The 13,187-nt window shown below is 72.3% G+C and carries 11 protein-coding genes; 4 read left to right on the plus strand and 7 right to left on the minus strand.

The genetic code is table 11. The annotated features are described in order from the left end of the window. Positions 1–4 precede the first annotated feature (4 nt). The gene (gene ahpF, locus QFW80_RS17180; RefSeq protein ID WP_280603326.1) at positions 5–1,594 is read right to left on the minus strand and encodes an alkyl hydroperoxide reductase subunit F; all 1,590 of its coding nucleotides are present in this window, start codon (positions 1,592–1,594) and stop codon (positions 5–7) included. A 166-nt stretch (positions 1,595–1,760) separates the two neighbouring features. Beyond that, positions 1,761–2,324, minus strand: a complete 564-nt coding sequence (gene ahpC, locus QFW80_RS17185; protein WP_280577341.1) for an alkyl hydroperoxide reductase subunit C — start codon at positions 2,322–2,324, stop codon at positions 1,761–1,763. 441 nt (positions 2,325–2,765) lie between these two features. Between ahpC and prmC the strand changes: the two genes are divergently transcribed. Both prmC and pip read left to right on the plus strand, forming a co-directional pair. Then, positions 2,766–3,605 carry a peptide chain release factor N(5)-glutamine methyltransferase gene (prmC, locus tag QFW80_RS17190; protein ID WP_280603328.1) on the plus strand — a complete coding sequence of 280 codons (840 nt, stop codon included), beginning with the start codon at positions 2,766–2,768 and terminating at the stop codon, positions 3,603–3,605. A gap of 54 nt (positions 3,606–3,659) precedes the next feature. Next, on the plus strand, positions 3,660–4,601 hold the full coding sequence (gene pip / locus QFW80_RS17195) for a prolyl aminopeptidase (RefSeq protein ID WP_280603329.1): 942 nt from the start codon (positions 3,660–3,662) through the stop codon (positions 4,599–4,601). A 9-nt stretch (positions 4,602–4,610) separates the two neighbouring features. On the opposite strand, the gene QFW80_RS17200 is transcribed toward pip, so the two are convergent. The 5 genes from QFW80_RS17200 to QFW80_RS17220 form a co-directional block, all read right to left on the minus strand. Next, positions 4,611–5,471 carry a transglutaminase-like domain-containing protein gene (locus QFW80_RS17200; protein WP_280603331.1) on the minus strand — a complete coding sequence of 287 codons (861 nt, stop codon included), beginning with the start codon at positions 5,469–5,471 and terminating at the stop codon, positions 4,611–4,613. A gap of 45 nt (positions 5,472–5,516) precedes the next feature. After that, entirely contained in the window at positions 5,517–6,308 is a 792-nt protein-coding gene (locus QFW80_RS17205) for an N-formylglutamate amidohydrolase (RefSeq protein WP_280603332.1), read from the minus strand. Further along, a complete protein-coding gene (locus tag QFW80_RS17210) occupies positions 6,305–6,859 on the minus strand; it encodes an NUDIX hydrolase (protein WP_280603334.1) in 555 nt (184 codons plus the stop codon). The genes QFW80_RS17205 and QFW80_RS17210 overlap by 4 nt, the downstream gene beginning before the upstream one ends. A gap of 103 nt (positions 6,860–6,962) precedes the next feature. Continuing rightward, positions 6,963–7,901, minus strand: a complete 939-nt coding sequence (locus tag QFW80_RS17215) for a 5'-3' exonuclease (RefSeq protein WP_280603336.1) — start codon at positions 7,899–7,901, stop codon at positions 6,963–6,965. Beyond that, positions 7,898–8,491 carry a nitroreductase family protein gene (locus QFW80_RS17220; protein WP_280603338.1) on the minus strand — a complete coding sequence of 198 codons (594 nt, stop codon included), beginning with the start codon at positions 8,489–8,491 and terminating at the stop codon, positions 7,898–7,900. Before QFW80_RS17220 ends, QFW80_RS17215 begins: the two co-directional genes overlap by 4 nt. A 135-nt stretch (positions 8,492–8,626) precedes the next feature. On the opposite strand from QFW80_RS17220, the gene QFW80_RS17225 reads away from it, so the two are divergent. Together QFW80_RS17225 and QFW80_RS17230 are read left to right on the plus strand one after the other, a co-directional pair. Then, positions 8,627–10,996 (plus strand): DUF1631 family protein, encoded by a 2,370-nt coding sequence (locus QFW80_RS17225; RefSeq protein WP_280603339.1) that lies wholly within the window; start codon positions 8,627–8,629, stop codon positions 10,994–10,996. Positions 10,997–11,132: 136 nt separating this feature from the next. Next, entirely contained in the window at positions 11,133–13,172 is a 2,040-nt protein-coding gene (locus QFW80_RS17230) for a DUF1631 family protein (RefSeq protein WP_280603340.1), read from the plus strand. Positions 13,173–13,187 lie beyond the last annotated feature (15 nt).

Genomic DNA, 13,187 nt, shown 5'->3' on the forward strand with positions numbered 1-13,187 from the left:
CGGGTCAGGCCGCGTGGGCCTCGGCCACCGGGGCCGGCGCCGTGCTGCGGATCAGGTGGTCGAACGCGGCCAGCGCCGCCTTGGACCCTTCGCCCATCGCGATCACGATCTGCTTGTACGGCACCGTGGTGCAGTCGCCGGCCGCGAACACCCCCGCCACGCTGGTCTGGCCGCGGTCGTCGACCACGATCTCGGCACGCGGGGACAGCGCCACCGTGCCTTCCAGCCATTCGGTATTGGGCAGCAGGCCGATCTGCACGAACACGCCCTCCAGCGCCAGCCGGTGTGCATCGCCGCCGACGCGGTCGCGGTACACCAGGCCGGTGACCTTGCCGCCGTCGCCGAGCACCTCGGTGGTCTGCGCGCTGGTGATGATGCGCACGTTCTCCAGGCTGCGCAGCTTGCGCTGCAGCACTTCGTCCGCGCGCAGGCGGGCGTCGAACTCGATCAGGGTGACGTGCGCGACGATGCCGGCCAGGTCGATCGCGGCTTCGACCCCGGAGTTGCCGCCGCCGATCACCGCCACCCGCTTGCCCTTGAACAGCGGGCCGTCGCAGTGCGGGCAGTAGGCCACGCCCCGGTTGCGATACTGGTCCTCGCCGGGGACGCCCATCTGCCGCCAGCGCGCACCGGTGGAGAGCACGACCGTCTTCGACTTCAGGCTGGCGCCGTTCTCCAGCTTCACCTCGACCAGGCCGTCGGCGCCGGCAGGCACCAGCGCGGTCGCGCGCTGCAGGTTCATCACGTCCACGTCGTAGTCGCGCACGTGCTGTTCGAGCTGGGCAGCGAGCTTCGGGCCCTCGGTGTGCGCGACCGAAATGAAGTTCTCGATCGCCATCGTGTCCAGCACCTGGCCGCCGAAGCGCTCGGCCGCCACGCCGGTGCGAATGCCCTTGCGCGCGGCGTAGATCGCGGCCGCGGTGCCGGCCGGGCCGCCGCCCACCACCAGCACGTCGAACGGATCCTTGCGCGCGATCGCGTCGGCCTCGCGCTTCGCGGCGCCGGTGTCGAGCCGGGCGACGATCTGCTCCAGGCTCATGCGCCCCTGGTCGAACAGTTCGCCATTGAGGAAGATCGACGGCACCGACATCACCGCGCGCGCGGACACCTCGTCCTGGAACAGGGCGCCGTCGATGGCGACGTGCGAGATGTTCGGGTTCAGCACCGCGGCCAGGTTGAGCGCCTGGACCACGTCCGGGCAGTTCTGGCAGCTGAGCGAGTAGTAGGTCTCGAAGCGATACTCGCCTTCCAGTGCGCGCACCTGGTCCAGCAGCGCCGGCGCGGCCTTGGAGGGATGGCCGCCGACCTGCAGCAGGGCCAGCACCAGCGAGGTGAACTCGTGCCCCATCGGCAGGCCGGCGAAACGCAGCCGGACGTCGTGGCCGGGGGAGGTGAGCGCGAAGGAAGGCGTGCGCTCGCCGTCGTCGCGACGCACTTCGACGGTCACCTTGTCCGACTGCGCGCGGATGTCCTCGAGCAGTTCGAGCAGTTCGCGCGACTTCGCGCCGTCGTCGACGGACGCGATGATCGCGACCGGACGCTGCAGGCGTTCGAGATAGCCCTTGAGCTGGGCCTTGAGGTCGTGGTCGAGCATGGAGCGGCTCCTGGGGGAGGGGCGGCGGAAGCGGACCGGAGCCGACGCGGGCCGTCGCTGGCCGGCGGCGTGGGGAGGAAGGGCGGCCGGGTGGCTGGGCCGCGCATCGGCTCCGGTCCGCTCCCGCGCCGCACGGGGCGGCACGGGGCGGGGGCGGTACGGTGGGTCAGATCTTGCCGACCAGGTCCAGCGACGGCTTCAGGGTCTTCTCGCCCTCCTGCCACTTGGCCGGGCAGACCTCGTTCGGGTGGGCGGCGACGTACTGCGCGGCCTTGAGCTTGCGCAGGGTCTCCTTGATGTCGCGGGCGATGGCGTTGTCGTGGATCTCGACGGTCTTGATCACGCCCTCGGGGTTGATCACGAAGGTGCCGCGCAGGGCCAGGCCCTCGGCATCGATGTGCACGCCGAAGGCGCGGGTCAGCTGGTGGGTCGGGTCGCCGACCAGCGGGAACTGGGCCTTGCCCACGGCGGCCGAGGTCTCGTGCCACACCTTGTGCGAGAAGTGGGTGTCGGTGGTGACGATGTAGACCTCGGCGCCCAGCTTCTGGAACTCGGCGTAATGGTCGGCGGCGTCCTCGACCTCGGTCGGGCAGTTGAAGGTGAAGGCGGCCGGCATGAACACCAGAACCGACCACTTGCCCTTCAGGCTGGCGTCGGAGACCTCGACGAACTCGCCGTTCTGGAACGCGGTGGCCTTGAACGGCTGGACCTGGGTATTGATGAGGGACATTCGGACCTCTTTGGGGGTGGTGGAAGGGAAACGTGCTTCGATCAAGCGACTGCCGAATCGACCGGGAGATGATAGAAGGCCTCTATTAATAAGTGAAATCGAAGGATTTGATATTTATGATAGATAAGAACAATCAGTATCCGGCCGATCAGGTGGTTTTCGGCGCCCGGTTGTGCTTGCAAACGTTTTTGCGCTGCAGCATAGTCGACCCATGCGCTGCAGTCCGGTGCGACGGTCGCAAGGCCGCGGAGCCGGGGCAGGGCAGGGTTTCGGACCACGCGCCTGGCGCGGTGTCCAACCGAGTTCCGTATCCGTTTCCTCCCTCCCACACGTGGTACGGAATCTTTGAAGGCGGCTTCGGCCGCCTTCATTTTGTCCATCGGTTTCGCCGCCCCGGCCCGCGAGGGCGACAGGTCCCGGTGCGGCGCCTACGATGCGTCGATGTCCCCGCCCGAACCGATGACCGTCCGCCGCCTGCTGGCCGACGCCCGCGCCAGTGTGGACGCGGTCGACGCCGAGGCACTGCTGGCCCATGCGCTCGGCCGCGACCGTGGCTGGCTGTTCGCACATGCCGACGACCCCGTGGCGCAGGACCGTCACGATCGTTTCGCCTCGCTGCTGGCGCGCCGCGAGACCGGGGAGCCGGTCGCCTACCTGTGCGGCCGTCGCGGCTTCTGGACCCTCGACCTGGCGGTCACGCCCGAGACCCTGATCCCGCGACCCGAAACCGAGCTGCTGGTGGAACTGGCCCTGGCCCGGCTGCCCGCCGGACGCGCGCAGCGCGTGGCGGACCTGGGCACCGGCAGCGGAGCGATCGCCCTGGCGCTGGCGGCCGAACGTCCGCAGGCGCGGGTGGACGCGGTGGACGCCAGCCCCGGGGCGCTGGAGGTGGCACGGCGCAACGCTCGCGAGGCGGGGCTCCCGAACGTCGCCTTCCACCTCGGCGACTGGTTCGCGGCACTCCCCGACCTGCGGTTCGACCTGGTCGCCAGCAACCCGCCCTATATCGCTGAGGGCGATCCGCACCTGCTGCGTGGCGACCTGCGCCACGAGCCGGCGATAGCGCTGTCGTCCGGCCGCGACGGGCTCGACGCCATCCGCGCGATCGTGCGCGACGCACCGGCGCACCTGCATCCCGGCGGCTGGCTGCTGCTCGAACACGGCCACGACCAGGGCGAACCGGTGCGCGCGCTGCTGCAGGCGGCCGGCTTCGTCGAGGTCGCCACCCATCGCGACCTCGAAGGGCGCGACCGCGTCGGACTCGGCCGCCTGCCGCCCTGAGGCCGCGGCGCGCAGTCGTTAGACTGTGGCCAACTCCATCGCACAGGGCGAGCCATGCGCACGCTGTATCCCGAGATCGAGCCCTACGACAGCGGCACCCTGCAGGTCGACGACCGCCACGCGCTGTACTACGAGCAGTGCGGCAACCCGAAGGGCAAGCCGGTGGTGCTGCTGCATGGCGGCCCCGGCGGCGGCTGCAACGCGAAGATGCGACGCTTCCACGATCCGGCGAAATACCGCATCGTCCTGTTCGACCAGCGCGGCGCCGGGCGCTCCACGCCGCACGCCGACCTCGTCGACAACACCACCTGGCACCTGGTCGCCGACATCGAGCAGCTGCGCGAGCACCTGGGCATCGATCGCTGGCAGGTGTTCGGCGGCTCCTGGGGCTCGACGCTGGCGCTGGCCTACGCCCAGTCGCATCCGCTGCGCGTGACCGCGCTGGTGCTGCGCGGCATCTTCATGCTGCGGCAGTGGGAGCTGCGCTGGTTCTACCAGGAAGGCGCCTCGCGCCTGTTCCCCGAGGCGTGGGAGCACTATGTCGCCGCGATTCCGGAGGAGGAGCGCGGCGATCTCATCGCGGCGTTCCACAGCAGGCTCACCTCCGACGACGAGGCCACGCGCCTGGCCGCGGCGCGGGCGTGGAGCGTGTGGGAAGGGGCCACCTCGTTCCTGCACGTCGATCCGGACTTCGTCAGCGGGCACGAGGACGCGCGCTTCGCGCTGGCCTTCGCCCGGATCGAGAACCACTACTTCGTCAACAAGGGCTTCTTCGAGGTCGACGACCAGCTGCTGCGCGATGCCTATCGCATCGCCGGCATCCCGGGCGTGATCGTGCACGGGCGCTACGACGTGGTCTGCCCGGTGCAGAACGCGTGGGACCTGCACCAGGTCTGGCCGAAGGCCGAACTGGTGATCACCCCGGCGTCGGGGCACTCGGCGTTCGAGCAGGAGAACGTCGACGCGCTGGTGCGCGCGACCGACGGTCTCGCCTGAGGCCCGCGCTCAGACCGCGAGCGCGAGCGGTGGCGGCGGCGCCGGGCGCGGCGAGAGGGTCGGATCGTCGGTCTCGTCGCTCCAGACCTCGAAGCCCAGCAGCTGGTTCGGGCCGAAGGTGTTGCTGATCGCCACGTCCGCGGCGTCGCGGCCGCGCGCGATCAGCACCCGGCCGATGCGCGGGGTGTTGTGGCGCGCATCGAACGTGTACCAGCGCCCGCCGAGGTAGGCCTCGAACCAGGCCGAGAAGTCCATCGGCGCGTCCACCGGCGGGATGCCGATGTCGCCGAGGTAGCCGGTGCAGTAGCGCGCCGGAATGTTCATGCAGCGGCACAGGGCGACCGCGGAATGGGCGAAGTCGCGGCACACGCCGCGGCCCGCCTCCAGCGCCTGGGCCGCGGTGCGGGTGGCATCGGCATGCGGATAGCCGAACTCGATCCGCTGGTGCACGTGGTCGCAGATCGCCTGCACCCGGGCCCAGCCAGGCGGCGTGGATCCGAACAGGTCCCAGGCCATCTGCGAGAGCCGGTCGGTCTCGCAGTAGCGGCTGCCGAGCAGGAACAACAGCACCTCGTCGGGCAGGTGCTCGACCGGCACCTCGGGCGCCTCCGGCGCCACGGCGTCGGGCAGCCCGCTGTCGCGCACGACCGCATCGGCCCGGATGGTGAGCGTGCCGGCCGGCGCGACCAGGCGCGCGCAGACGTTGCCGTAGGCATCGCGATAGCGCTGGATCGGCACGTCGGGCGTGGCGCGCGAGGGCGCCGAGACCACGATATCGCTGCGACGGGACTCGTGGAGGTCGAGCGTGAGCACCATCGGCGTCGGCTGCGGCAGGCCGAAGGTGATCGCATGGCCCAGGCGGATCAGCATGGCCGGAAAGTCCTGACGCGGCGGCACAGGGTACGGGCGCCGCGCTCAAGGGGCCGTGACGAACTCCGGCTCCAGCCGTGCGAACAGGCGCGCGAGGCGCTCGGCCCAGGCCGCCTGGCCGTCCGCGTCGGCAATCAGGTCCTGGCGGATCTCGAGCTCGACGTGCACCAGGCCCCGGCGTTCGCCGTGCACCGGGATCGCGTAGTCGGTGGCATCGCTCACCGAATACGGTTCGTTGTCGCCGACCTCCAGGTCGCCCTCGGCCCGCAGCAAGGCCAGCAGCGCGTGCGCCAGGCGCGGGTCGCGCTGGTACAGCACGCCGGCATGCCACGGCCGGGCGCTGCCGCCCATCGCCGGGGTGAAGCTGTGCATCGCCACCAGGATCGTCGGTCTCGCCTGCGTGTCGCGCCGGTCCAGTTCGTCGGCGATGCGGGCGTGGTAGGGGGCGAAGATCCCGTCGACGCGCCGCGCGCGTTGCGCATCGTCGAGCCGGGCATTGCCCGGGATGGCGGTGCCGTCGCTGACCGCGGCGATGGAGCCGGGCGCCTCGAGCGGACGGTTGCAGTCGATCACCAGCCGCGAGTACGTCTGCAGGATCGCGCAGGCGTGCAGCCGGTCGGCCAGGCGCGCCGTGACCCCGGCGATGCCGATGTCCCAGCCGATGTGGCGGTCGAGTTCGGCCTGCGGCAGGCCCAGGTTGCCCAGGGCGGCGGGCACGGCCTGGCCGGCGTGGTCGGCGAGCAGCAGCCACGGCGAACGGCCCTCGGGATGCAGCACGGTGACTGCGGGCGGATCGCCGGGCGCGAGCAGCGGAGCCGCCGGGGTCGTCGGGCTCATGCGCGCGGCGAGCCGTCGGGCTCGTGGTCGATCATCCACAGCCCGGCCCAGAGCTTGAGGTCGAGCTCGTAGCCCTCGCGGTACTTCCGCATCAGCCACGCCGGCGCCTGCGCGCGCGGCACGGCGTGGACCACGATGTCCTCGTCGTCGACCCCGCCGCCGTCGCCCACCCGCCTGAGGTCGAGCGCGCGGGCGAAGGCGATGCGTTCGTTGCTCATTCCCGAGGACGTCGGCCCGACCAGCAGCACGTCCACGCGGCCGGCTTCCCAACCGGTCTCCTCGATCAGTTCGCGCCGCGCCGCGGCCTCGAGCGTATCGCTGCTGTCGTCGTCGCCGACCAGGCCGGCCGGCATCTCGATCGTGCGCGCGCCCAGCGGCACGCGGTACTGGTCGACGAACAGCACCTCGTCGTCCGGCGTCACCGCGATCACCAGCACCGCCAGGCCGTCGCGGCCATGGGTGCGCTCGCAGGACTCCCACTTGCCGCGCCTGACCAGCCGCAGCCATTCGCCTTCGTACAGCAGTGCCGCGTCTTCGGGTGGTGTGTTCATGCGCGGATGGTAACCCCGCGATGCGGCGCGCGATGCGACCGGCGCGACGGCGGCGCTGCCGCGATCGCGCCGCGCGTGCGATCGGGTCCGCCAGCGCCGGCGGCTAGCCCGCCGGTGCGTACTCCAGCCCCGCGGCCGCATACATCCGCCGCCGGGTCAGCGGGCCGAAGCGCAGCCGTTCGCACAGGTCGGCCAGCATTGCCGCGTCGACCGCTGCGCGAGCGAACGACGGTGCCGCCGCCCCGAGCGGTGCGTCGCGCGCGATCGTCGACAGCTGCCGGCACAGCAGCGCCTGCGCCCGGTGCAGGCGCAGGCGCGCCGCTGCCTGCGCCGCGCCACGGAAGCGCAGGAAGCCGACCTCGTCGACGCGGGCCAGCAGCGCGTCCAGGCTGCCGAAGTGGGCCAGCAGCACCGCGGCGGTCTTCGCGCCGATGCCCGGCACGCCGGGGATGTTGTCGATCGCGTCGCCGCACAGGGCGAGGTAGTCCGCGATCTGGTGCGCTTCGACGCCGTGCCGCGCGCGCACCCCGGCCGCGCCCCAGCGCTGGTCGCGGGCGAAGTCCCATTGCTCGTCGGGGCCGTCGAGCAGCTGCGACAGGTCCTTGTCGGCCGAGACGATCACGCCGCGGTGGCCGTGCGCACGCGCCTGGTGCAGGGCGCTGCCGATCAGGTCGTCGGCCTCGTATTCGCCGTGCGCCAGCACGTTCAGTCCCAGCGCCGCCGCCAGCGCCTTGCAGTGCACGAACTGGCGTCGCAACTCGTCCGGCGCCGGCGGCCGGTTGGCCTTGTAGGCCGGGTACAGGGCGTTGCGGAAACAGCTGTCCAGGGCTTCGTCGAACGCCACCGCGATATGCCGCGGGCGCTCGCGTTCCAGCAGTTCGAGCAGGAAGCGCGCGAAGCCGTGCACGGCGTTGGTCGGGTGGCCGTCGGCGTCGCGGAACTCGTCGGGCATCGAGTGCCAGGCCCGGAACACGTACAGGCTGGCGTCGACCAGGTACAGCGGCGCGCCCGCGGCCGGCGCCGGCGTGGGGCCGGCGCTCACAGGTCGAGGTCGGACAGCAGGGCGCGCGGATCGGGGCGTTCGCGCTCGGGGGCCTCCAGGCGCGGCGTGCCGATATGGATGAAGCCGGCCACGGTCTCGTGCGCGCCGAGGCCGAGCAACCCGTGGACGTCCCGGTCGTAGGCCGGCCAGCCGGTCAGCCAGCAGGCGCCGAATCCGAACGACTGCGCCGCCTGCAGCAGCGCGAAGCACACGCTGCCCGCGGTGAGCAGGCGTTCCTGGTCCGGAATCTGCGGGTCGTCGGGATCGAGCACCGCCACCACGGCCACCACCACGGGTGCATGGGTGAAGCGCTGGCGGTCCTTGTCGAGCGCGGCGTCGCCGGCGTCGGGGTCGCGGCGCAGGGTGATCCCGGCCAGCGCCTCGCCCAGCCGCGCGCGTGCGGACCCGGCGATGCGCACGAACCGGAACGGCACCCGCTTGCCGTGGTCGGGCACGCGCACGGCCGAACGCAGCAGCCGCAGCAGGGTGGCCTGGTCCGGACCGGGCTCGCCCAGCTGGCGGGCAGGCACCGAGCGGCGGGCGTCGAGCGGGATCGGGTTGGGGTCGGAAGTATTTGCGGATGCAGTCACAGACGCGCGGACCGGTTAAGCTGAATGATGTCGAGGCGATTCGACCTTGCGCATTGTCCCCCCAAAATGTCCCTCCGTGCCGTGCCGACAGGATTTCCGCCGGGCCGCGCAGGCTCCCTGCACGCGCCCGCACGCGTGCTTGAAGCGCTCCGCCACGAGGCGGTGACCGAACTCGGCGGCGTGCTGTCGGGGTTCTGGAGCGGGATCGAGGAGCAGGTCCGGCTGGCCGCGCTGGCCGGGCACGATTATGTCGCCGTGCAGGAGGACCGGGTCGCGGTGATGGCGCTCAGCCATCGTGCGCTGGAGCTGGCCACCCGCTTCCGCGAATCGATCGAGAAGGAATTCGCGCGCTGGGAACAGGCGTCGGATTCGCCGCAGCGCGAGCGTTCGCTGACCCTGATGTCCGAGTCCGAGCTCGAGATCCACCTCGCCGGGCAGCAGATCACGGAGCTGCTCGACCACCAGTTCCTGCACCCGCTGGCCCAGCTCGACGAGCGCCTGCGCCAGCTGTCCGAGGCCCTCGGCGTGGCCCGCAAGCGGCCGAGCCCGCTGCGCCCGGAAGTCCCGGTGAATGCGTTCGTGGCCCTGTTCGGGCCGGACGACCTGACCGTCGGCCTGCGGGCCATGGTGTTCCAGCAGTTCGACAAGCGCCTGCCCAAGGTGCTGGGCGAGCTGTACGAGAAGGCCAACGCGATCCTCGATGCCGCCTCGTTCTCCGGTTCGCCGGAACGCGAGTCCGGCCGCAATGCCCGCGGCCGTGCCCCGGCACCGCGCAGTGAGGCGGCCGAGGGCGAATGGGTCCCGGATGGAGGCACGGTCCCGCACCTGGGCGGCGCCGACGATGGCGCGGGATCGCGCCGCGCCGATGCGGACGCCGCCCGCGGCGGCCCGGGTGCGGCTGGCGGTGGCGGAGCGTCACGCGCCGATGCGGGCCCTGCGCGCGCCGGCGAAGCGGCCGCCACCGGCCGGGTGCGCGAACAGGTGCTGGCCGAGGCCCTGGCCACCGGCCGGCCGCTGCGCTACCGCGATCTGGTCCGCGACCAGCTGCGTGCCTGGCGCGCGCGCGCGCCGGACGACAGCGCCGTGGGCGCGTCCCTGGACCCCGCCCGCGACGGACTCGCCGCCGAGGATCTCGCCACCGGTGGCCACGTGCTGGACACCGCCGAACTGCTGAACCTGGCTTCCCTGCTGCAGGGGGACGACCCGGAGCCCTTCGAGAAGGTGCTGGCGGGCGAGGACGGGCGGCCGCTGGCCGACGTCATCCGCCACGCCCTGCTCAGCGGCGTGCGCCAGATCGGCTTCGATCCGGCCCACACCCACTTCAGCAGCGACGAGGAGGACGCGATCGACCTGGTCGGCATCCTGTTCCAGTCGCTGTTCGACGCCAACGACCTGGTCGGCGACGCGCGACAGCTGTACGGCAAGCTGGTCGTGCCCTACCTCAAGGTCGCGCTGACCGACGATTCGCTGTTCAACCGCCGCAGCCATCCCGCGCGCCGCCTGCTGGACGCGGTGACCGAGGCCTGCGACGGCAACGAGGGCAAGACCCCGCAGGACCAGGAAACCCTCAACCAGGCCGGCCACGCGGTGGACCGGGTGGTGGGCGAGTTCGGCGACGACCAGGCGATCTTCGAACTGGCCGCCTCCGAACTGCGCGACCATCTGGACCAGCAGCGGCGGCGCGCCGAACTGACCGAAAAGCGTGCCGCCGAGGCCATCCATGGCCGCGAACGCCTGCAGCAGGCGCGCCGCAGCGCCGCCGACCTGGTGGGCTCGCGCCTGTCGGGACGGTCGATGACCGCGGCGGTCGCGCATTTCCTCGACCGTCACTGGCGCCACTACCTCACCCAGACCTGGCTGCGCGACGGCGCCGATTCCCAGCGCCACCTCGCCGCGATCAACCTGGGCGATGCGATGGTCCAGGTCGACGCCGACGCGGCCGAGGTGCGTGGCGCCGTGGTCGCCCGGCAACTGCTGGCGCTGCAGGTGCCGCTGGGCGAGTGCTACGCCAGCTGCGGCATGGAGGCCACCGCCGCACGCGACGCGATGGCGCGCATCATCTCGGCCCTGGCCCTGCCCGACACGCCGCGGACCGTGCACCAGCCGCAGCACGACGATTTGGCCGAGGCCGGCGACGGGGCCGACGACGGCGTGCTGCGCGTTGCCGGCGGCAGCGCCCAGCTCGCGTTCGATCCGGCGATCGCCGCGCGCATGCGCCGCCTGCGCGTCGGCCAGGGCCTGCGGCTGATCGACGAGGAAGGCCATGAGAGCGCCGGCCGGATCGCCTGGATCAGCCCGCTCACCGGGCGGTTCCTGATCGTGAACCGGCGCGGTGTGCGCAAGATGGTGGTCTCGCCCGAGGAGCTGGCGGTGATGGTCGCCGAAGGCCGGGCCCAGGTGCGTTCGGTCGATGCGCCCTTCGACGAGGCGATGAAGCAGCTCTGGCAGCGGATCAACGCCACCGCCGAGGGCGGCACCGGGCCGCAGGTTCGCGCGGTCTCCTGACCTACGCCGGCCGGGTGCCGGCGCCAGTGCCTCCTGCCGCCGCGGGCGCCGCGGGGCGGGTTCGTGAACGACGCGTTTGGGAGCCGGTCGGCGCGCCGCTCTATCCTAGTGCCTCTGTCAGATCAGCGGGGGGCGGGTGAACGGACGTCAGGGCGCGGCGGGCGCACAGGCGCCGGGCGAGATCCTCGCCGGGCTGCGCGCAGGGATGGTCGCGCGGGTGGTGCCGTGGATGCGCGATGCGCTCGCGGCCGCCCTGCAGGATCTCGATGCGCGGGCGGAAGCCAATCCGCCGTCGCCGCCGCTGATCGAGGATCGCGCCGATGTCTCGCTGCTGCTGCGCGAAGTGCTGGTCTACGAGACCCGCTGGCAGCAGCAGATCGACGTCCTGCTCGAGGGCTGGCCGCGCATGAAGGCGATCGGCGGCGGCCAGCTGACGCTGATGGCGGAGGACGACCTGCGCGCGCAGCTGGTCGGTGCGCCGGTGATCGACGCGCTGGAACATCGCTTCCGCGACATCGTCGACCTGGTCGACCGGCGCCTGTACACCCTCGCCGCGCGCATGGGCGGCGAATCGCATCCCCGCAATCCCTTTGCTCCGCGCGCGCTGGCCGAGACCTTCCTGCGCGCGTTCACCGCGCTGGATTCCAGCGTGCGCGTGCACGCCCTGGTGCTGCGGCATTTCGCGAAGCTGGCGTCGGACCGACTGGCCGCGGTCTACCAGTGGAGCAACGGCTACCTGGCCGATGCGGGCTGCGAGCTGTCGACCGGGCACGAAGGCGCCTTCCTGAGCGGCCTGCCGCCGGCGGCCAATGCCGGCGCCGGCACCGGCAGTCCGGACGAGGGCGCGGCGCAGGATCGGCTGCGCAGCCGCCTCGCCGGACGCCGCAGGGCCGAGCCTCAACCCGAGTCGGTGCCCCGACGCATCCGCGACCAGGAGATGGACTCGCTGCTCTCGCTGCTGCAGTCGGAACGGGGCGTGGGACTGGACGCGGCGCCGGGAGACGCGCAGCCGACGTCGGCGCGACTGCGCGCCGGCCTCGACCGCATCGGCGTCGGGATCGGCATCGGCCTGGGCAGCGCGGTGCGCACGCCCTGGCAGGAGGCGTCGATCGAGGTGGTCGGGCGGCTGGTGGACACGCTCGCCGCGCATGCGGCGCTGTCGGACGCACAGGCGCGGGCACTGCAGCGCCTCGCGCTGCCGCTGCTGCGGTTCGCGCTGGAGGATCCGGGGCTGTTCGATCCGCCTCTGCGTCCGGTGCTGCGCGTGCTGTCGTCGATCGTGCGTGCGTGGGACGGGAACCCCGCACGCGGACCGGTCGAGCGCGCAATGCAGCGGATCGGGGACGAGGCCGCGGCGGCGTTGATGCTCGACCAGACCTCGCGCGCTGGCCAGCTCGAGGCGCTGGCGGCCCGGATCGACGCCGAGGCCGAGCCGCATCGCCGGCGTGCCGACGCGGTGGCGACCCGGCTGTGGCAGTCGATGCAGGGACGCGAGCGGCTGGAGGCGGCGCGTGCCGACGCGGACGAGGCACTCGCGCAACTGCGCACGCAGGCGCGGCTGCCTGCGACGCTTGCCGGTTTCCTGGCCCAGCACTGGCGCCAGTGGCTGGTCCAGATCTGGCTGCGCGACGGGAGCGGTTCGGCGCGCTATCGCGATGCGCTGGCGATCGGCGAGGCGCTGGTCGCGCTCGATGCCGAATCGGACGGCCACGCGATCGCCGGCCGGCTGCTGCAGCTGGAGCCGGGACTGCGCGAATGCCTGGCGATTGGCGGCCTGCACGACGATGCCGCCACCCTGGAGCTGTCCAGGCTGGTGGCCGAATTCGCCGATCCGGATGCGCCGAAGGGATCGGATCCGCCGGAACCGCTCGCGGCCGCGGCCGGGTCGTCGGCGTCGCATGCGATGGAGATCGAAGGCATCGCCGTCGGCGACCGCTTCGCGCGCACGCTCGACGACGGCACGCGGCAGGCGCTCACGCTGGCGTGGCTGAGCCCGCTCAGCGGCATCGCGCTGCTGGTCGATGCGCAGGGCGCGCGCCAGTCGGTGCTCGACGCCGCCTCGATGCAGCGGGCCATCGAGGGCGGTGAGCTGCGGCGACTGGTCGCGGGCGATCCGGTCGAGCACGCCCTGGGCGTGATCGCCGCGGCCGTGGAGGCGGGCGAACCGGGCGGTTGACCTGCGTCGCGCCCC

The sequence above is a fragment of the Luteimonas rhizosphaericola genome (assembly GCF_029888045.1).
Taxonomy (GTDB): domain Bacteria; phylum Pseudomonadota; class Gammaproteobacteria; order Xanthomonadales; family Xanthomonadaceae; genus Luteimonas; species Luteimonas rhizosphaericola.